Source organism: Thalassospira profundimaris (genome assembly GCF_003326755.1).
Taxonomy (GTDB): Bacteria; Pseudomonadota; Alphaproteobacteria; order Rhodospirillales; family Thalassospiraceae; genus Thalassospira; species Thalassospira profundimaris_B.
This window is the reverse complement of record NZ_JPWH01000003.1, coordinates 287,459-304,807: the sequence shown is the minus strand read 5'-3', so window position 1 is coordinate 304,807 and position 17,349 is coordinate 287,459. Positions and strand designations below refer to the sequence as shown.

The window sequence follows — 17,349 nt, the reverse complement described above, 5'->3', positions numbered from 1 at the left end:
CAAAACCCTGTAGATCACACCCGATGGCATCAATCGCCAACGCGGTCGCCGTAAATTCCCAGGCTTTTGAGCTTTCTATGCAAAGCGGAACGTTCCATTCCGATAAAATTGGCGGTTTTCGAGATGTTGCCGCCAAATCTGTCCACTTGTGTTTGCAAATATTCCTTTTCAAACAATTCGCGGGCTTCACGTAAAGGCAGGGCCATGATTTCACTGGTTTTATCAAACGCCAGCGATTCAGGCATGTCGGAAAACAATTCACTCGGCAGCATTTTGCCGCTGATCATCTGGGTGCTATCCCCTGGCGCCATGATCATCAAACGCTCGATCACGTTTTTAAGCTGGCGCACATTTCCCGGCCAGTCATAAGCATGCAGGGCGGCGATTGCTTCGGGGGACAGGGTGCGACGCGGCAGACCGGTGGCATCTGCATAGCGCGACAGAAAATAGTCCGCCAGTTCGGGAATATCATCGCGCCGGGCGACCAAAGGCGGAACCTCCAGCGGTACAACATTGAGCCGGTAATAGAGATCCTGGCGAAATTTCTGTTCTTCGATTTTTTCTTCGAGATCACGTGACGTGGTTGCGATTACACGAACATCTACACTGACCGGTACAGAACCGCCAACCCGCACAAAGGTTTGATCTTGCAGCACCCGCACAATTTTGCCCTGGGTTTCAAGCGGCATATCAGCCACTTCGTCAAGCAACAGGGTTCCGCCATGTGCAATTTCCAACATCCCGGTACGTGCTTCACGTGTCGCATTTCCAACCGCACCAAACAGGGATTCTTCCATCGTTTCTGGCGATATATTTGCACAATTCAGTACAACAAAGGGGCCATCTGCCCGTGCGGAGTTCTTGTGAACCAGCCGTGCAACCACTTCTTTGCCAACCCCGGCCGGGCCGGAAATAAGAATACGACTGCCGGTTCGGGCGACACGGTCAATCGACTGGCGCAAATTGACGATCGAGGGGGTTTTTCCGACAATTTCAACATCGCCGCCAGCGCGCAGTGTCAGTTCACGGTTCTCGCGACGCAGACGCGCATCTTCAATGGCACGTTCAACAACCAGCAGCAAACGGTCGGTATTAAACGGTTTTTCAATGAAGTCATATGCACCGTTGCGCGAAGCTTCCAGCGCGGTTTCGATATTGCCGTGACCGGAAATCATGACAACGGGGACTTCCGGATGCTCGCGCTGGATCAGCTTTAAGGTCTCGATCCCGTCATGCTCGCTTCCCTCCATCCAGATATCAAGTACCACCAGTGTCGGGCGCCGTGCGGCAACCTCGGAGAGAGCCTGCTGGCTCGATGCCGCAGCCCGGGTGGTGTAACCTTCGTCTTCCAGAATGCCAGCAATGAGCGACCGGATGTCTTCTTCATCGTCGACGATTAAAATATCGTGCGCCATGTTTCGACAATAACCTTGGTGTTTATATCATTATTTTTCGTACCGCATAAAACACATCATACGGTCGGCGGCAAACTACCATTTTCCGAAGAATTTTCCGTTAACTTTGTCGAATGCTTTGGAAAAGACAATGTAACCTGCGCACCTGTTTCTTCTCTGTCGGCGAGTATAAGCTCTCCACCGTGGTCTTCCATGATTTTCTTAACGATAGCCAGTCCAAGCCCGGTTCCTTTGCTGCGTGTCGTAACATAAGGCTCGGTCAAACGTTCGCGGTGTTCGGTGGGCAGCCCCCTGCCATTATCCTCTATCACAATATCAATACGCGCGTCCGGCTCCTGAGCAGCGCGAATATAAACGCTAATGTGTCCGGGTGGCAGCGCGCCTTCCCCTTCCCTTGCATCACGTCCGGCAATCGCCTCCGCCGCATTTTTAAGGGTATTGATCAGGCACTGGTTCACCTGACGGGAATCACACTGGATATGTGTATCGATCCCGTCCTCAATGACAAAGTCATATTTAATTGCTGAATGCGCCTGCTGTTGCAAAAACAGGGCATTTTTTGCCAGATCCGCCAGGTTTTCATTACGCATTTTCGGGCTGGGCATGCGGGCAAAAGATGAAAATTCATCCACCATACGGCCAATATCACCAACCTGGCGAATAATGGTTTCAATGCAGGTTTTAAATATCTCTGTATCGCTTTGAATTTCCTTAAGATATTTACGGCGCAGCCTTTCCGCCGAGAGCTGGATCGGTGTCAGCGGGTTTTTGATTTCATGTGCGATACGCCGTGCAACATCTGCCCAGGCTGCCATGCGCTGCGCATTCTGAAGCTCGGTTACATCATCAAATGTGACGACATAGCCAAAAATGGAGCGATCCCCCGCACGTTCCACCGTCACCCGGGCAAGCAGCATCAGGTTTAGCCCGTCACGGCGAATTTCGATCTGGCGGGGTTTGGAGCGTTCCCCTTCCTTGATGGCTTCATCAAACAGCACATTAAATTCGGGAATAACCTCGCATATGGGCTGCCCCAGTTTGTCATCTAATTCCAGCCCCAACAGTTCCGATGCGCTGCGGTTTGGCAGATTGATGCGGCAGTCGGCATCAAGGCCAATTACACCGGCTGTAACCCCGCCCAAAATGGCCTCGGTAAAACGCCGCCTTTCATCATTGAGGCGATTCGCCGCAATCAATTCAGCACGCTGCGTATCCAGCTGTGCCGTCATACGGTTAAAGGCCCGGCTTAAGGCCTCCAGCTCGTCTCCCTGCCCGTCTAACGGCACCCGGAAGGACAAATCACCGTCGCGGACCTTTTCGGCCCCGTTAATCAATTGGGAAATAGGTTCCACCAGCCGCGTTGCAACGGTAAGGCCCAGCATCACGGCAGCAAGCAACAGGACGACAGCGATGATGACGAAAATCATCACAAAGGTTACGACAATGCCGGAACGTTCACCTTCAAGGTTTTCATAGGCCTTCACTGCACGCCGGGCCTGCTCGATGCGGTCCAGTACGCTGCTGTCAACAAACCGGCCCACCAGCAAAAAGCCGTCGATAAAATTATCCAGCCGCACAACAGCACGAATACGGTCTTCGGTATCGCCCAACATCAACACAACGTCATTGACCCGCGCCCGGTCAAAAACTTCCTGCGGAACAGGCGCTCCTTCGGGGTCGTAGGAAAAGCTGTAATCGGACTGGGCAATGACCTTGCCACTCCCGTCAATGATCAGGGCTTCGGGCAAGCCACGCGCATCGGCCTGGGCGGTTAAAATGCGGGACAAACGGCTGGGATCGGTCGCAAAGGAAACACCCAGGCGTTGCAAGTCGCTGGCGGTTGCCAGGGCATCGGCGCGAATAAGTTCCTGATGTTCCTGAAGATAAGCCTGGGCAATAACCATGCTTTCTTCTACCGCCGTGCGGATACGGTCGCTAAACCAGCCCTGAATGCCAAAATGCAGAAACAGGGCTGAAAATACCGCCACGATAATGGCGGGCGTCACCGCAACCAGACTGAACATCAGTACCAGCCTTGTATGCAGCTTTGCCCCGGCGGTTCCCTTGCGCCGCTCTACCCATATCTGCACCAGTTTGCGTGCCACCAGGGTTGCCAGTGCCAGCAACAATATCAAATCGATATTAAGCAGGATAATGATGGTCCGTGGATCGGGCCGCAATGGCGCCGTTCCTGTCATCGCAAGGTAGGTAACTGTCGCGGAAATCAGGGCAGCGATCACCAGCCCGATTGCAAATTTGCGCGACTGCGCGATCCGTCCCAGCAATTTGACAAATGCCGATTGCTGCCATGCCTTGCGGCGCTGGCGCACGGGTAAGCTCATTTTGCGCCCCGTACCACTTCCAAACCCAGATCCCGGATTTTCTTGCGTAACGTATTGCGGTTAAGCCCCAAAACTTCGGCGGCCTTGACCTGATTGCCCCGTGTTGCCTCGAGCGTCACGGTCAATAAGGGCCGTTCCATTTCGCGCAATATGCGGTCATAAAGACCACTGGAGGGCAAATCATCATCATGGGCGTCGTAATATTCGCGCACATGACGTTCGATCGATTCCGCCAAAGATTGTGGTTCGCCGACCGGCGCTGTTTCTGTCACGCTGTTTTCGGCAAACTCGGTTTCAATCACATCAACGCCAATCACGTCTTGCGAATAAAGTGCTGTCAAACGCCGCACCATATTTTCAAGTTCGCGAATATTGCCAGGCCAGCGATGGGCCTTCAACCGCGCCATGGCTTCGGCAGACAGGGTTTTACGCGGCAACCCCTGCTCGCTTGCCTGGGCCAGGAAGTGATTAACCAGTTCGGGAATATCTTCCAAACGTTCACGCAAACTGGGCAAGCGGATGGGAACCACATTCAAACGATAGAAAAGATCCTCGCGGAAACTGCCTTCGCGGATCAGTTTGCGCAAATCGCGGTGCGTTGCCGCAACAATCCGCACATTGACACGAATGGGGGTTCGCCCGCCAACACGGGTATATTCGCCTTCCTGCAAAACACGCAAAAGCCGGGTTTGCGCCTCTAGCGGCATGTCTCCGATTTCATCAAGAAACAGGGTACCGCCTTCGGCCTGCTCAAACCGGCCAACCTTGCGTTCATTCGCACCGGTAAACGCCCCTTTCTCGTGGCCAAAAAGCTCGCTTTCAATGAGCTCACGCGGGATGGCGGCCATATTGATAGCAACAAACGGACCATGCCGACGCGCCCCATATTCATGTAATGCGCGTGCCACCAGTTCCTTGCCGGTCCCGCTTTCGCCCGTTACCATGACGGTCAGATCGGTATTCATCAGGCGCGCAAGAGAACGATAAATTTCCTGCATCGCGGCTGATCGGCCGATCAGCGGCAGACGATCATCGCCCTCTTCATTTGCAGGTTTGGCATTTTCCGGATTAACCGGTGTTTCAAGTGCACGATCAACAATTCCCATCAACTCGTTCAAGTCAAAGGGTTTTGGAAGATATTCAAATGCACCACGCTGGGCTGCTTTAACCGCTGTTAACAGGGTATTTTGCGCGCTCATGACAATGACACGCAGATCGGGGCGCAACTTGCGAATGCGCGGCACCATATCCAGACCATTTTCATCTGGCATCATCACATCGGTGATCACCAGATCGCCCTCGCCATCCGCGATCCAGTCCCACAGGGTTTTACCGTGTCCGGTACTGCGAACTTCGTGTCCCTGACGGGACAGTGCCTGAGTCAACACGGTGCGTATGGCACGATCGTCATCAGCGACAAGAATACGGGCGGGATGCGCACTCATAATGCTTCTTCCTTGATCCAGCTATCTTTTTGATTGGCCTGGGCATCGTCGGCCAGAGTTCGATGATAAATCGGCAACATGATTTGAAACTCCGCCCCGCCTGTTGGCACGTCTTTCACTTCGATCACGCCGCCATGATCGGCAATGATTTTTGCAACCAAAGCCAACCCCAGACCCGACCCTGTGGGTTTGGTGGTGACAAAAGGGTCAAACAGGCTTTCGCGCATATCGGGCGGAATGCCTGGGCCGTTATCACGCACCGAAACCACCAGCGGCAGGTGTACACGGGTATCACCCCCTGCAACAGCAAGGCGAACACCATGTTGATACCGGGTGGAAATCGTAATAAGACCAGTTTCTGACTGCACGGCCTCAGCGGCATTTTTCAGCAGATTTAAAAAGACCTGGATCAGTTGGTCTCTGTTGCCGTAAACCGGCGGCAAGGACGGGTCATAAACCTCTTCAAAATGCAGATTATGGCCAAAGCCATTTTCGGCAAGGCGGCGTACATGTTCCAGCACCGTATGAATATTGACCGCCCCGCGCTCCAGCGGCTTGTCAGAAAATATTTCCATGCGGTCAACCAGGTTCACAATCCGGTCTGCTTCATCGCAAATCAGACGGGTTAATACCCGGTCATCCTCGGTTGCCGTTTGTTCGATCAACTGAGCGGCCCCGCGGATACCCGATAGGGGATTCTTGATTTCATGGGCCAAAATCGCGGCCATCGCACTGACGGAACGGGCTGAATTGCGACTTAGCAACTGATTGTCAATTTTTTGTGCAATTGACCGTGGCTCGAATGTCAAAACGGCACAACCCGTTTCATCCGCCATTGAACCAACCGTCAAATTGACGGCATGGCGACCAATTTTCGGGCTTTCGATCAGCAAGTCATGGTCGGCAACCAGGGTAGCCTCGTCAATCGCCTGCGCAACAAGCGAAAAAACCGGGCTGTCTTCAGGGATGAAATCCTTCAGGTTGCTGCGGCACAAGACTGCTGCACTCGTATTAAACAGTTGTTCGCTCGCCTGATTGACAAACCGGATTTTGCCATCACGATCAGCAACTACAACTGCACTGGCAATAGCGTTCAGAACGCCAGCGGGATCAACAGAATGACCCTTGCCAAAGCCTAGCCTCATTTTTGTCCCCCGATCGTCCATCAGTTGGCAGGTAAATGATAACAGCCTGTTCAGGCAGCACATTCCCGTAATTCGGTTTCAATTTTTGGTTCATAAAAGGCGCGAATGGCAGCTTTAACCTGAACCGGATCATCCAGCACATTAACAGTACGGCGAAACTCGGTGGCGTCGCGTAAACCATTGCAATACCAGCCAAGATGCTTGCGCGCGATCCGATAACCGGGAACAAGGCCATGATGATCCAGGATGGCATCATAATGGGCCAAAATGGTTTCAAGCTGCCGTCCGAGCGTCGGTGATGGCAGTTTTGTGCCTGTTTTCAGATAATGGGAGACCTGTTTTAAAAACCACGGTCTCCCCTGCACCCCGCGCCCGATCATGACACCATCGGCACCGGATCGCCGCAAAAGCTCTGCGGCGTCTTCTTCGCTTTGCACATCGCCATTCCCAATGACTGGTATGGATACGGCGGCTTTGACATCCGCAATCGCGTCCCAGTCCGCCTCCCCCTTATAGAACTGGCAGCGGGTGCGGCCATGAATGGTCAGCATCTGGATCCCCAGATCCTCGGCAATGCGGGCCAGACGCGGTGCATTGCGATCATCATCATCCCAGCCAAGACGCATTTTAAGGGTAACGGGCACCTTCACCGCCTTTACGGTGGCTTCCATAATCTCGGCAGCCAGCTTTTCCTGGCGCATCAGGGCCGAACCGGCATATCCCTTGGTCACTTTCTTGGCCGGGCAGCCCATATTGATATCAATGATCATGGCGCCGCGGGCTTCGTTCATTTTCGCAGCTTGCGCCATTTCCTGCGGTTCTGTTCCGGCAAGCTGCACGGAAAGCGGGCTTTCGGCTGCACAATCCCCGTGCATTTTGCGCACTTCTTTTTGATGCTGCTGAATACGGGTCATGGCATCAGACGCAATCATTTCAGACACAACAAGATGATCGCCAAAACGGCGCACCTGCTGACGAAACGGGAGGTCAGTAACACCCGACATCGGTGCCAGAACAACATTTTCCGGCACAGTCACAGAACCGATCTGCAAAGACATGAAGAACTTCCGATTGCCTAAAACTTGGGCAGATTAATGAAACTGAAGGCAGAGTGCAACAACTCTAAGCGCGATAGTCTTGTAAATGACAGAAACAGACCAAATTTGCCGGTTTTTATCCTAAAAGATAAACCGTTACAAACCGCACCCCGGGAAATGCCAGCGTGAGCAACAACCACGCACCAAGAACAAACCTGACCGCCATGCGCCCGCGCAAACTGGAACGTTCATGAATCCAGATGAGTGTGCAGATAACGGCAAAACCTGACAGCGTCAGCAGCATTTTATGGTCAATTGTCCATAAAGCGGTACCCTCGATCTGGCGCAAGGCAAAACCGGTGACAATGCCAACGACAAGCACCCAGGCCGACCATTTAAGATAACTGATCAACATCAGTTCACTGTCGCGCAACGGCGGCAGACGTCGGCTCCAGCGATTGGGACGCCGGTTTTTAAGGGCGTTTTCCTGCACGACATAGGCCATCGCCGCAATGGCCGCGATGGTGACAAGGGCATAGGTGATCAGCGATGTTCCGATATGCACCCACAACCAGGCGGAATAAAGCACCTGTTCCTCGACCTGGCCGGGGGCGGCACCGCCAATGGTCTCGAAAATGGCAGCAATAATGCCAAACAGGATCAGATATGCCCCAACATATCCCCCCAGCCGCCAAACCTGCTGATGCAGCACGCAGGTTGCTACGCCCCCAAATACAAACAGCACCGTTAGCTCCGACCAATGCAAAGCAGCGGAAAACCCGCGTGATTGCAAGGCCTCACCCGTTAGGCTCAATACCGCAATGGTGCCGGCAATGCCCACCCCGATCGAGGCATAAAACCAGAAATCACGCTGTGGCTCACGCCGCATGATCTGGCATGTCAGGGGCAAAAGGGACAGAATATGGATGGCGGTGGCGAACATGCAAAAATGTCCAGAATGGTTGCAGGCAACAGAAGATAAAATTTGGCGACTTGGCAAACCGGGTTGGTACAGTTAGCTTGTCGCCCACTTCATTGATGTGAGCATATATCGTTTATGAACAAAAAAATCTCGGTTGTCATCGTTGCTGCCGGTAGCGGTAGCAGATTTGGCGATCCGCTGCCAAAACAATATCATCACATAGGTGACAAAACGCTTCTGCGTCATAGCATCGAAGCGTTCATGCAGCTTTGCCCGGCCCATCACATTCAGGTTGTTTATAATCCCCTGCATCAAAATCATCTGGACGCCGCGATTGGTGATTTGATAACGGGCAAGAACTTACGCGCGGCCGTTGCCGGTGGTGTTACGCGCCAGCAATCGGTACTAAATGGCTTGCGTGCCCTAAAGGATGTCACACCGGACTATGTCCTTGTACATGACGCAGCCCGCCCCGGCATTGATCCTGATGTTATTTATCGCGTTCTGGATGCCCTGCAAGAACACAAAGGGGCCATTCCCGGCATTGCCGTTCACGACACCATTAAACAATGCAATGATGACAAGGTCATTTTACGTACCATTGCGCGTGATACCCTGATGCGGGCACAAACCCCGCAGGGATTTGATTTTAACACCATCCTGATGGCGCACACCAAATTCGAGGGTCTGGAAATGACCGATGATGCCAGCCTGCTTGAACAGATGGGCATCTCTGTCAAATGTGTACAAGGCAGTGAACGGAACGACAAAATCACCCGACGGCACGACCTGATCCGATTGGGTGAACATTTAAGCCCGGAAAATAGCCCCGAAAATTCCCTGAAAGCGCATACCATGATTGCAGAAGAATACCGCACTGGCACCGGCTTTGATGTCCATCGCTTTGCACCGGGTGATGCCTGTATGTTGTGCGGTGTTTCGGTGCCGCATAAGGCCCGGCTAGAGGGGCATTCCGATGCTGATGTTGGCCTTCACGCCCTGACCGATGCCATTTTAGGCGCAATCGCTGCCGGCGACATTGGCCAGCACTTCCCGCCCAGTGATCCACAATGGAAAGGCGCAGCATCGGACCAGTTTTTGAAACATGCCGCCGACCTTGTTACCCGGCGCAACGGGCGCATTGTGAATGTCGATGTGACGCTGATTTGCGAACGCCCGAAAATTGGCCCGCATACACCTGCCATGCGACAGGCCATTGCAAATATCCTTTCCATTGATGTGGATCGCGTCAATGTAAAGGCCACCACGTCCGAACGTTTGGGCTTTACCGGTCGCCAAGAAGGCATTGCCGCACAGGCCGCAGCCAGCATTGCCCTTCCCCGTACGGCATAAACGCGCAATACAACCGATAAACGCTGCATATGACAACAGGCGGGCCACTTGACCCGCCTGTTTCTGTTTTACAGCCAAATGATCTTTCAGGCTTCGGCTTTTTCTTCTTCCGGCAACTGGTGCTTTAAGATCACCGGCACCTGCGCCAAACCAAACAGCAATGTGATGGGGGTAACGGCCCAAACCTTGAAGGCGACCCAAAAGTCGGTACCAAAATTGCGCCAGACCACCTCATTGGCAATGGCCAGCACCACAAAAAACAGGCCCCAACGCCAGGTCAAACGACGCCATCCTTCGTCTGTTACCTGAAAAGCGGTTTCCAAAACGAGCTTCAAAAACAGCTTTCCCATTGCCAAACCACCAAACAAAATGGCCGCGAACATCAAATTCACGATGGTCGGTTTGATCTTGATGAAAAGCTCGTCTTGAAGATACAGCGTTAAGCCACCGAAAATAATAACAAAAACGCCACCAATAAGCGGCATCATCGGAATGGTGCGATTGATCAGAAACGACACAGCAAGCGCAACGACTGTCGCCAAAACAAAAACCAGCGTCGCCGTCATCAGATTGTGTGTGATGCTGTTGATTGCAAAAAACAGCACCAGCGGCCCCATTTCCAGGACCAGTTTGGTTACATGGTTCATTGTGTCACTTCTATTGTCATGAAGGCTCCATCCTATTGTCGGGAGCGGCGCGACGCAACCGAACGATTGCCTTATGGCCCCTCAAATTTCCGTCAGCTTATTTGCTGGTGCAGCCAGGTCGCATAATCATCATTAATGCGGCCAAGCGGCACTTCCAGCACACAAGGGGTTTCGTAAGGATGAATGTCGAGCACATGGGCCTGCAATTTGGGAAAAATCCGTTTGTCGGTTTTCAGCAGCAAAACGGTTTCATCTGCTTCCTCCACCTCGCCGTTCCATTCATAAACCGATGTCATTGTCGGTAAAATGTTGGCGCAGGCCGCCAGCCTTGCGTCGATCACGGAACGGGCGATTTTGCGCGCACAATCCATGTCTGGTACCGTGACATAAGCCATTACCATTTCAAGCACGTCGGTTTTGATATTTGTCATGGCAGTTGCCCTTTCCTGGAAATTCGGCAAGACTTTAACTCTGATTTACATATCAGATCGAACCCGTTCAGGGGACGTGAAACAGGGAGTTTTGATCATGCCAGCGGCAAAGGCGACAAAGCCGACCAGCACCCAGAAAAACTGGCTGAAACGCGGCCTGACGCAGCCAGGTGGCAAATTGCCACTTTTTGACGAACAGGGAAAGCAGGTATCGGCAAAAACGGTTCAGGCCTGCATTGACCGTGGCTGGGCGGAACCCTGGTTTGCCAACCCGTTAAAGCCCGACTGGCTGGTCTGCAAGCTTACCGATGATGGCCGCAATGTGATCAAAGAATAATAATCCTTCGGCAACTTGGCATATTTGCAATCTCTGCCAATACCCTTCCCGGTTTTGATGAAGGCAATAAAAAACCCGCGCCAGAAACTGGTGCAGGTTAAATGATTTATTTCCAAGAAGGAATTGGTCGGAGCGAGAGGATTCGAACCTCCGACCCCCTGCACCCCATGCAGGTGCGCTACCAGGCTGCGCCACGCTCCGACCGATGTGCGCCTTGCGGCGCGGACAGATACATAGCCCTGCCGCGCCCAAGACGCAAATGATTTTTATGGATTTTTTTTCACTTCCTGAAGAGCAGCCTTCAAAAGCGATTGCAACCCTTCAAGTTCGCCTAGAACGTTCATCAAAGATTGTCGATCAATCACTTTATTTGGCGAATCTGAAACAACATCAACGGAATCGCCCGAAACTGATTCGGCGCGAAACACAGGTTCGCCATTCTCTGACGAAACATTCTGCGTCGCGGGACGAATTGCACCACCTGGCAACGTACCACCATTTTGCGCGATCAGCTTTTGCACACCTTTGATGGTATAACCCTGATCGTGCAGCAGGGCACGAATACCTTTTAGAAACTCAATATCATCCGGTCGGTAATAACGACGGCCACCAGCCCGCTTCATCGGTTTGATTTGCGGAAATTTCTGCTCCCAAAAACGAAGAACGTGCTGCTGCAAGCCCAATTCGGTTGCCGCCTCGCTGATTGTTCTGAAAGCAGAGTCAGATTTCATGGTACGGCGACTTTTCGCCGTCTCCCCCAATTCATTTTTCATTGATCGCGTTTATTCGTAAATTTAAGCGTTAATGCGCGATTTGAGAACCTGAGACGGTCTGAAAACGAGCACTTTACGGGGCAGAATCGGTACTTCTTCGCCCGTTTTCGGGTTTCGACCGATACGTTCGCCCTTGCTGCGAACAGAAAAACTGCCAAAAGATGATATTTTGACAACTTCATCCCGAATCAGCGCACTGGAGATTTCATCCAGAACTGTTTCCAGCAACTGGGCAGATTCATTTCGCGACAGGCCGACTTCCTGATAGACCGCTTCGGCTAGATCGGCGCGGGTAACCGTTGTTTCCGACATGCAGACCGCCTCCTCATAACAGGGCAATGAACACAAAGGTATAGTTGGTGGCTAAATCAGTCAATATCAATAGGATACACTCGATTGTGGCGGAAAGTTGCACTTTTTACGCCAAATCACTGATTTTTAATTGTTTTTCCTGATTTTGACCAATTTTTACCGTCAAAACAGGTTTAAATTTTACCACCTTACCAGCGAAGCGCCCCAGGTAAATCCGCCGCCCATTGCCTCAAGAACAACAATATCGCCGCGCTTGATACGTCCGTCATGCACGGCTTCACTTAGCGCCAGCGGAATGGACGCCGCTGATGTGTTGGCATGACGGTCAACCGTCACGACCACACGATCCGGCGAAATGCCAAATTTACGCGCTGTACCATCCAGAATGCGCTGGTTGGCCTGATGCGGCACCAGCCAATCGATTTGCTCTGCATCGATCCCTGTATCTGCAAGGACTTCACGAATAACCGATGCCAGATTGGTAACAGCATGACGGAAAACCTCGCGGCCTTCCATTTGAAGGTGCCCCACGGTCTGGGTTGAAGACGGCCCGCCATCGACATAAAGCAGTTCGTATTTACTGCCATCAGAATGAAGTCGCGATGCTAGAATACCCTGGTCTTCAATTGTGCCGGTTCCTTCATATCCTTGCACAATAACGGCCCCTGCTCCATCACCAAACAACACGCAGGTCCGACGGTCCTCCCAGTCAAGAATGCGCGAAAAAGTCTCGGCACCAATCACAAGAACGGTTTTGGCCTGACCATTGCGAATATACATATCCGCCGTTGTCAGCGCATAAACAAAGCCCGAACAAACCGCCTGCACATCAAAGGCAAAACCGACCACACCAAGGCGATGCTGAATCTTTGTTGCCGTCGCCGGAAAAGTATTATCCGGTGTGGCCGTGGCAACAATGATCATATCGATGTCAGAGGCCGAGACCCGGGCATGCTCCATCGCCTGAACAGCAGCATGATAGGCCAGATCACTGGTTGTTTCGTTTTCGGCCGCGATATGGCGCTGACGAATGCCCGTACGGGCGACAATCCATTCATCCGTCGTGTCGACACGGCGCGAAAGCTCCTCGTTGGTCAGCACATTAGAAGGAAGATAGGAACCGCAACCAATGATGCGTGAACGAATGGTCATGATGATGAACTGCCAATATGCGAAGGTTTAAACAAGGGATTATTGTGCGGTATCTTCAGGCGCAATATCGGGGTCTTTGACTTCAGCCTTGGACATATCGGCCTCGAAAGAGGCAATTTCCGCCTTGATCGTTTCATTCAGCCGGTTGGCAATCAGGTCGTGACACACCCCTATGGCATTGGAAAACCCCAAGGCATCCGTGCCACCGTGACTTTTGACTGCAATACCATTGAGCCCCAAAAGCATCGCGCCATTATAACGACGCGGGTCCATGCGTTCGCGAAAACGCTGAAGTGAACGACGTGCCAGCAAATACCCAATTTTTGCCCAAAAAGAACTGCGAAAGGTTTCGCGCAGGAAATGCACCAAAAGACGTGCGGTTCCCTCTGCCGTCTTCAGGGCAACATTTCCGGTAAAACCGTCGGTAACAATGACATCTACAGTCCCTTTTGCCAGATCGTCCCCCTCGACGAAACCGGCAAACTGGATGGGCAAATTGATTTCCCGCAGGATCGATGCTGCCTTTTTCACCGACTCATTGCCCTTGAGTTCCTCTATGCCAACATTTAGCAACCCTACGGAAGGTTTTTCGATGCCAAACAAAACCCGGGCAAAAACTTCGCCCAACAAGGCGAACTGCACCAGGTTTTCTTCATTGCATTCAATATTGGCTCCCAAATCCAGCACGATGGTCTCACCACGCTGGGTTGGCATATAAGTGGCGATTGCCGGACGATCAATTCCCGGCAATGTTTTAAGAACAAATTTCGCCATAGCCATTAATGCGCCGGTATTTCCGGCAGAAACGACACCCTGGGCGTCGCCTTCTTTTACGGCGTTGATCGCCAGACGCATACTGGAGTCACGACGCTGACGCAGGGCAACAGATGGCTTGTCATCCATCGTGACTTCCTGCGTTGCATGGCGGACCTCGGTCACAGCCGCAACTTCCGGACAATTATCCAGAAGCGGTTTGATCCGCGCCTCGTCGCCATACATCAAGAACTTCAAATGCGGCAAGCGTTTAAGCGCGATTTCAGCCCCCGCGACCACCATGTCGGGCGCGTGGTCTCCCCCCATCGCGTCAAGTGAAATGCGAACCTGTTCAGGCAATGTATTCTCTTGTCGTTGTTTTAAACATTATATACAGGAAAACGTAACCGCCGCGAAACCGGTTTGCGCCGCGGTTCAGCGAGATACGCCCGGAACGCCCGTAATTACCGGAAATTCCGTTGCGGCACAAGGTAAAGCATCAGAAGCTTCAGTTCTTGTTTTCCAGTTTTTCCTTCAGGCCCGCCAGTTTGGCGAACGGGTTCGGCTTTTCCTCAACTTCCTCTTCCTCGGCGAAATCATCAATATCGACCCCTTCCTTGCGCGGATACGGGTCCATTGAAATGGCCAGAAACTGGGATGCCACTTCACCAAGATCAATTTCACCATCGGTCAAGGGTTCAGGCTGGTCAAGCAATGCCATCAGTTCTTCTTCGCTCAGACCTTCAAGGTCATCTGCGGTCGATGGCAGGTTATCTTCGCTGACATGCGGGGAATACAGAACCTCGATTTCATCATCAACGGTTTCGGGCACCGGCTCCAGGGAAACAACACAACGCTGTGTAATTTCGGCATGCAACGGCCCGCGCACGGTGACTTCACCATTTCCGGCAACAGTCAGGGTCAATTTGGCCACCAGTTTTTCGATACCAACCAAATCGAACCGGTCAGAAAGAGCCGCGCGCTCGGCAGCAGTGGCTTCAATATCATGGGTGGTTTTCTTGGCGGTAAGTTCGTGCACTTTGACAATGCGCGAAAATTCCGGCGTCAGATGTTCAGACATTACGTAAGCTCTTTTGTTTTCAGTTTTTACTGTCCGGCTGCTTCGTATGGTGGCGCCGGAAACGAGACTTCACCACGCAAAAGCGCATCATCATCCAAAAGTGAAAGATGCTCTAACGTGGCAAAAACATAGGCCGTCATTGCTGCAAGCTGATCGGGTGTGACCTGGGTATCGGCAAACAGGTTGCGATCCAGTGCCGCAGCCAGGCTGGCTTCACCGGCTAGAACACCCTCCTCATAGGCGACAATGCGACCATGATAGGATTCTGACATTTTGCGTATGCGTTTGAGGATACCAACATCGCCAATCCCCATTTCCCGCATATTCTGATCAAGATCAGCAAACATCACATCAAATACCTGCTGGGCAAGTTCTTTTTGTGCAGAGCTGCCTTTCATGCGCCGAAACAGCATAAAGGCATGAACCAGAATCAGATCAAACCGACCTTCCTTTGTATCGGCAACTCCACCCCTTAAATAAAATTCGGGCTGGCGCGCCTGGCTCACCAAAGCAGTATATAACGCATAGGCAGAATCAGGGTTTTTGCCTTTTTTTGTTAACCAGCCGAACAAGGTGCCACTCCTTCGTTGACATTCGTGCCACAGCAAGCAGAATGCCTTAAAATTTTTCGGGACACACGTCCCGTTCTGTTGCCCGGCACTATCATGCGCTCTGCGCTGAAACTCAAGGCAATTCATTTAAGATGTCAACAAACGGATCAATCCGGTGGGTTCAATGGATTCAAGACTAAAACGCTTCACCTTTTTTTGCGTCGCCGGTTTAACCGCCGCCTATCTTGCCGCCTGTAGCCCACAAATAGCCAATCGTGGCAATTTGCCAGAGCCTGAAGATCTGGCCCAGATCAAGGTCGGACAATCGACCAAGGGGGATGTGACCGATCTCCTTGGAACACCATCAAGCGTTGCAACATTTGATCCAAATGTGTGGCTTTATATCTCGCGCCAGGTTGAAACGCTGGCCTTTTTCAAGCCGGAAGTCACCAAGCAGGAAGTGGTCGTTATCAGCTTTGACGCGGCAAACCGGGTTGATCTGGTGAAAGAATATCATCTTGAAGATGGCAAACGGGTTGAACCCAGCGATCGCGTTACACCGACGGCGGGCCGCGAACTGACCATTCTGCAACAGCTATTTGGCAATCTCGGGCGCTTTAGCGACACCGCAAAATAACGCTGTCCTGATATGATTTATCAAATCAGGAAAAGATTTTAAGATGTTGAAAAGTGGTCGAATCCGCCTTTGGCGAGTTCGGCCATTTTGCCATCCAGGGATGTCATTAAAATCTCGCCTGGTGTGTCTGTTACCGTGCCAATAACAGTAACATCATTTCCTAAACGGGCTATGTCGTCCACTGGTCCGCACAACAGAAGTTCGTAATCATCGCCACCCGTCATAATCTGCTGCCAGCAGGTCTCGTCCTGATTAACAGCCGCCCTGGCCGCAGCAGATAGCGGAATGGCGGCCTGATCCAGAATCACACCGACATTGGAGGCCTCAGCAATTTTCCGAATATCGCCTGCCAACCCATCCGAAATATCCATTGCAGCAATACGTCGCCCAAGCGCAGATGCCTGCATCCCGGTTTGCAGTCGGGGCTGCGGCAGCAAATAGCGATCCGTTAAAAACGCGCTCAGATGCTGTTGGGCCAGTGCCAGCCGATTTTGCAATATCGCCAGCCCGAGCGCGGCATCCCCCAAAGTTCCGGTAACAGCAACCACATCCCCTGGTTTTGCCGCATCACGCCGCAAGGCATGTTTGGCAACAACCTCCCCTATTGCTGTTAAACTGAAAAAGCTGGGGCCATTTGTCGAAACTGTATCACCGCCATAAAGCTCGACCCCCCAATGGGCACAATCATCGCCAAAGGCGCGGGCAAAAGCGACAATCCAGTCTTCCGGCAGATCGCGATTATAGCCACAGGCCAGCACGACACCGGTTGGCTGTGCGCCCATTGCCGCAATATCGGACAAATTAACGCGCAAGACCTTGCGCGCAATGGTTTCCGGCGTATCAACAGCGCGAAAATGCACATCGGCCACTAACGCATCGCACGTTACAACGCTGCTTTTCCCGGGACTTTGTGAAAAAATAGCGGCATCGTCGGATAAACCCAACGATGCCGCCGAATCACGGGCAATCGGCGTGAAACAGCGTGCGATCAGTTCAAATTCACCTGATCGCTGCAC

General features: G+C 52.3%; 18 protein-coding genes and 1 tRNA gene. 3 read left to right on the top strand and 16 right to left on the bottom strand.

Annotated elements, in window-relative coordinates:
- Positions 1–29: 29 nt before the first annotated feature.
- From ntrX to ccsA, 6 genes are all read right to left on the bottom strand, one after another.
- Positions 30–1,415 (bottom strand): nitrogen assimilation response regulator NtrX, encoded by a 1,386-nt coding sequence (ntrX, locus tag TH25_RS06000; RefSeq protein WP_114087507.1) that lies wholly within the window; start codon positions 1,413–1,415, stop codon positions 30–32.
- 56 nt (positions 1,416–1,471) lie between these two features.
- The gene (locus tag TH25_RS05995; RefSeq protein ID WP_114087506.1) at positions 1,472–3,757 is read right to left on the bottom strand and encodes a sensor histidine kinase NtrY-like; all 2,286 of its coding nucleotides are present in this window, start codon (positions 3,755–3,757) and stop codon (positions 1,472–1,474) included.
- Positions 3,754–5,202: a nitrogen regulation protein NR(I) gene (gene ntrC, locus TH25_RS05990; RefSeq protein ID WP_114087505.1), complete on the bottom strand. Its 1,449-nt coding sequence runs from the start codon at positions 5,200–5,202 to the stop codon at positions 3,754–3,756. Before ntrC ends, TH25_RS05995 begins: the two co-directional genes overlap by 4 nt.
- A complete protein-coding gene (locus TH25_RS05985; RefSeq protein ID WP_114087543.1) occupies positions 5,199–6,347 on the bottom strand; it encodes a two-component system sensor histidine kinase NtrB in 1,149 nt (382 codons plus the stop codon). Before TH25_RS05985 ends, ntrC begins: the two co-directional genes overlap by 4 nt.
- 50 nt (positions 6,348–6,397) lie before the next feature.
- The gene (dusB, locus tag TH25_RS05980; protein ID WP_114087504.1) at positions 6,398–7,405 is read right to left on the bottom strand and encodes a tRNA dihydrouridine synthase DusB; all 1,008 of its coding nucleotides are present in this window, start codon (positions 7,403–7,405) and stop codon (positions 6,398–6,400) included.
- A gap of 115 nt (positions 7,406–7,520) precedes the next feature.
- A complete protein-coding gene (gene ccsA, locus TH25_RS05975; protein WP_114087503.1) occupies positions 7,521–8,327 on the bottom strand; it encodes a cytochrome c biogenesis protein CcsA in 807 nt (268 codons plus the stop codon).
- 114 nt (positions 8,328–8,441) lie between these two features.
- Here ccsA and TH25_RS05970 point away from each other — a divergent pair, with 114 nt between their 5' ends.
- Positions 8,442–9,659: a bifunctional 2-C-methyl-D-erythritol 4-phosphate cytidylyltransferase/2-C-methyl-D-erythritol 2,4-cyclodiphosphate synthase gene (locus TH25_RS05970; protein WP_114087502.1), complete on the top strand. Its 1,218-nt coding sequence runs from the start codon at positions 8,442–8,444 to the stop codon at positions 9,657–9,659.
- 86 nt (positions 9,660–9,745) lie between these two features.
- Here the strand turns inward: TH25_RS05970 and TH25_RS05965 are convergent, their stop codons facing one another.
- Together TH25_RS05965 and cutA are read right to left on the bottom strand one after the other, a co-directional pair.
- A complete protein-coding gene (locus TH25_RS05965; protein WP_114087501.1) occupies positions 9,746–10,306 on the bottom strand; it encodes a septation protein A in 561 nt (186 codons plus the stop codon).
- Positions 10,307–10,398: 92 nt separating this feature from the next.
- Positions 10,399–10,737 (bottom strand): divalent-cation tolerance protein CutA, encoded by a 339-nt coding sequence (gene cutA / locus TH25_RS05960; RefSeq protein WP_114087500.1) that lies wholly within the window; start codon positions 10,735–10,737, stop codon positions 10,399–10,401.
- Positions 10,738–10,834: 97 nt separating this feature from the next.
- On the opposite strand from cutA, the gene TH25_RS05955 reads away from it, so the two are divergent.
- Entirely contained in the window at positions 10,835–11,074 is a 240-nt protein-coding gene (locus tag TH25_RS05955) for a hypothetical protein (RefSeq protein WP_114087499.1), read from the top strand.
- Between the two features lie 124 nt (positions 11,075–11,198).
- Here TH25_RS05955 and TH25_RS05950 read toward each other — a convergent pair.
- From TH25_RS05950 to TH25_RS05920, 7 genes are all read right to left on the bottom strand, one after another.
- Positions 11,199–11,275 (bottom strand) — tRNA-Pro (locus TH25_RS05950).
- 65 nt (positions 11,276–11,340) lie between these two features.
- Complete coding sequence (locus TH25_RS05945; RefSeq protein ID WP_181847432.1) at positions 11,341–11,847, bottom strand: MerR family transcriptional regulator; 507 nt, start codon at positions 11,845–11,847, stop codon at positions 11,341–11,343.
- 21 nt (positions 11,848–11,868) lie between these two features.
- Positions 11,869–12,159, bottom strand: coding sequence for an integration host factor subunit alpha (locus TH25_RS05940; RefSeq protein WP_073954467.1), 291 nt, complete (start codon positions 12,157–12,159; stop codon positions 11,869–11,871).
- Positions 12,160–12,339: 180 nt separating this feature from the next.
- On the bottom strand, positions 12,340–13,311 hold the full coding sequence (locus TH25_RS05935; protein WP_114087498.1) for a beta-ketoacyl-ACP synthase III: 972 nt from the start codon (positions 13,309–13,311) through the stop codon (positions 12,340–12,342).
- A gap of 39 nt (positions 13,312–13,350) precedes the next feature.
- The gene (gene plsX, locus TH25_RS05930) at positions 13,351–14,424 is read right to left on the bottom strand and encodes a phosphate acyltransferase PlsX (RefSeq protein ID WP_114087497.1); all 1,074 of its coding nucleotides are present in this window, start codon (positions 14,422–14,424) and stop codon (positions 13,351–13,353) included.
- Between the two features lie 148 nt (positions 14,425–14,572).
- The gene (locus tag TH25_RS05925) at positions 14,573–15,145 is read right to left on the bottom strand and encodes a YceD family protein (protein WP_114087496.1); all 573 of its coding nucleotides are present in this window, start codon (positions 15,143–15,145) and stop codon (positions 14,573–14,575) included.
- A 26-nt stretch (positions 15,146–15,171) separates the two neighbouring features.
- A complete protein-coding gene (locus TH25_RS05920) occupies positions 15,172–15,717 on the bottom strand; it encodes a ubiquinol-cytochrome C chaperone family protein (RefSeq protein ID WP_114087495.1) in 546 nt (181 codons plus the stop codon).
- Positions 15,718–15,880: 163 nt separating this feature from the next.
- Between TH25_RS05920 and TH25_RS05915 the strand changes: the two genes are divergently transcribed.
- Positions 15,881–16,333, top strand: coding sequence for an outer membrane protein assembly factor BamE (locus TH25_RS05915; RefSeq protein ID WP_114087494.1), 453 nt, complete (start codon positions 15,881–15,883; stop codon positions 16,331–16,333).
- A gap of 38 nt (positions 16,334–16,371) precedes the next feature.
- On the opposite strand, the gene thiL is transcribed toward TH25_RS05915, so the two are convergent.
- Positions 16,372–17,349 carry a thiamine-phosphate kinase gene (gene thiL / locus TH25_RS05910; protein ID WP_114087493.1) on the bottom strand — a complete coding sequence of 326 codons (978 nt, stop codon included), beginning with the start codon at positions 17,347–17,349 and terminating at the stop codon, positions 16,372–16,374.

What these genes read in the sequence shown, in the direction of transcription:
- TH25_RS05985 (WP_114087543.1), bottom strand. Translation starts at nt 6,347, where the DNA reads ATGAGGCTAGGCTTTGGCAAGGGTCATTCTGTTGATCCCGCTGGCGTT.
- TH25_RS05955 (WP_114087499.1), top strand. Translation starts at nt 10,835, where the DNA reads ATGCCAGCGGCAAAGGCGACAAAGCCGACCAGCACCCAGAAAAACTGG.
- TH25_RS05925 (WP_114087496.1), bottom strand. Translation starts at nt 15,145, where the DNA reads ATGTCTGAACATCTGACGCCGGAATTTTCGCGCATTGTCAAAGTGCAC.
- TH25_RS05965 (WP_114087501.1), bottom strand. Translation starts at nt 10,306, where the DNA reads ATGAACCATGTAACCAAACTGGTCCTGGAAATGGGGCCGCTGGTGCTG.
- ccsA (WP_114087503.1), bottom strand. Translation starts at nt 8,327, where the DNA reads ATGTTCGCCACCGCCATCCATATTCTGTCCCTTTTGCCCCTGACATGC.
- dusB (WP_114087504.1), bottom strand. Translation starts at nt 7,405, where the DNA reads ATGTCTTTGCAGATCGGTTCTGTGACTGTGCCGGAAAATGTTGTTCTG.
- TH25_RS05935 (WP_114087498.1), bottom strand. Translation starts at nt 13,311, where the DNA reads ATGACCATTCGTTCACGCATCATTGGTTGCGGTTCCTATCTTCCTTCT.
- ntrC (WP_114087505.1), bottom strand. Translation starts at nt 5,202, where the DNA reads ATGAGTGCGCATCCCGCCCGTATTCTTGTCGCTGATGACGATCGTGCC.
- cutA (WP_114087500.1), bottom strand. Translation starts at nt 10,737, where the DNA reads ATGACAAATATCAAAACCGACGTGCTTGAAATGGTAATGGCTTATGTC.
- TH25_RS05940 (WP_073954467.1), bottom strand. Translation starts at nt 12,159, where the DNA reads ATGTCGGAAACAACGGTTACCCGCGCCGATCTAGCCGAAGCGGTCTAT.
- ntrX (WP_114087507.1), bottom strand. Translation starts at nt 1,415, where the DNA reads ATGGCGCACGATATTTTAATCGTCGACGATGAAGAAGACATCCGGTCG.
- TH25_RS05915 (WP_114087494.1), top strand. Translation starts at nt 15,881, where the DNA reads ATGGATTCAAGACTAAAACGCTTCACCTTTTTTTGCGTCGCCGGTTTA.
- TH25_RS05945 (WP_181847432.1), bottom strand. Translation starts at nt 11,847, where the DNA reads ATGAAAAATGAATTGGGGGAGACGGCGAAAAGTCGCCGTACCATGAAA.
- TH25_RS05995 (WP_114087506.1), bottom strand. Translation starts at nt 3,757, where the DNA reads ATGAGCTTACCCGTGCGCCAGCGCCGCAAGGCATGGCAGCAATCGGCA.
- TH25_RS05970 (WP_114087502.1), top strand. Translation starts at nt 8,442, where the DNA reads ATGAACAAAAAAATCTCGGTTGTCATCGTTGCTGCCGGTAGCGGTAGC.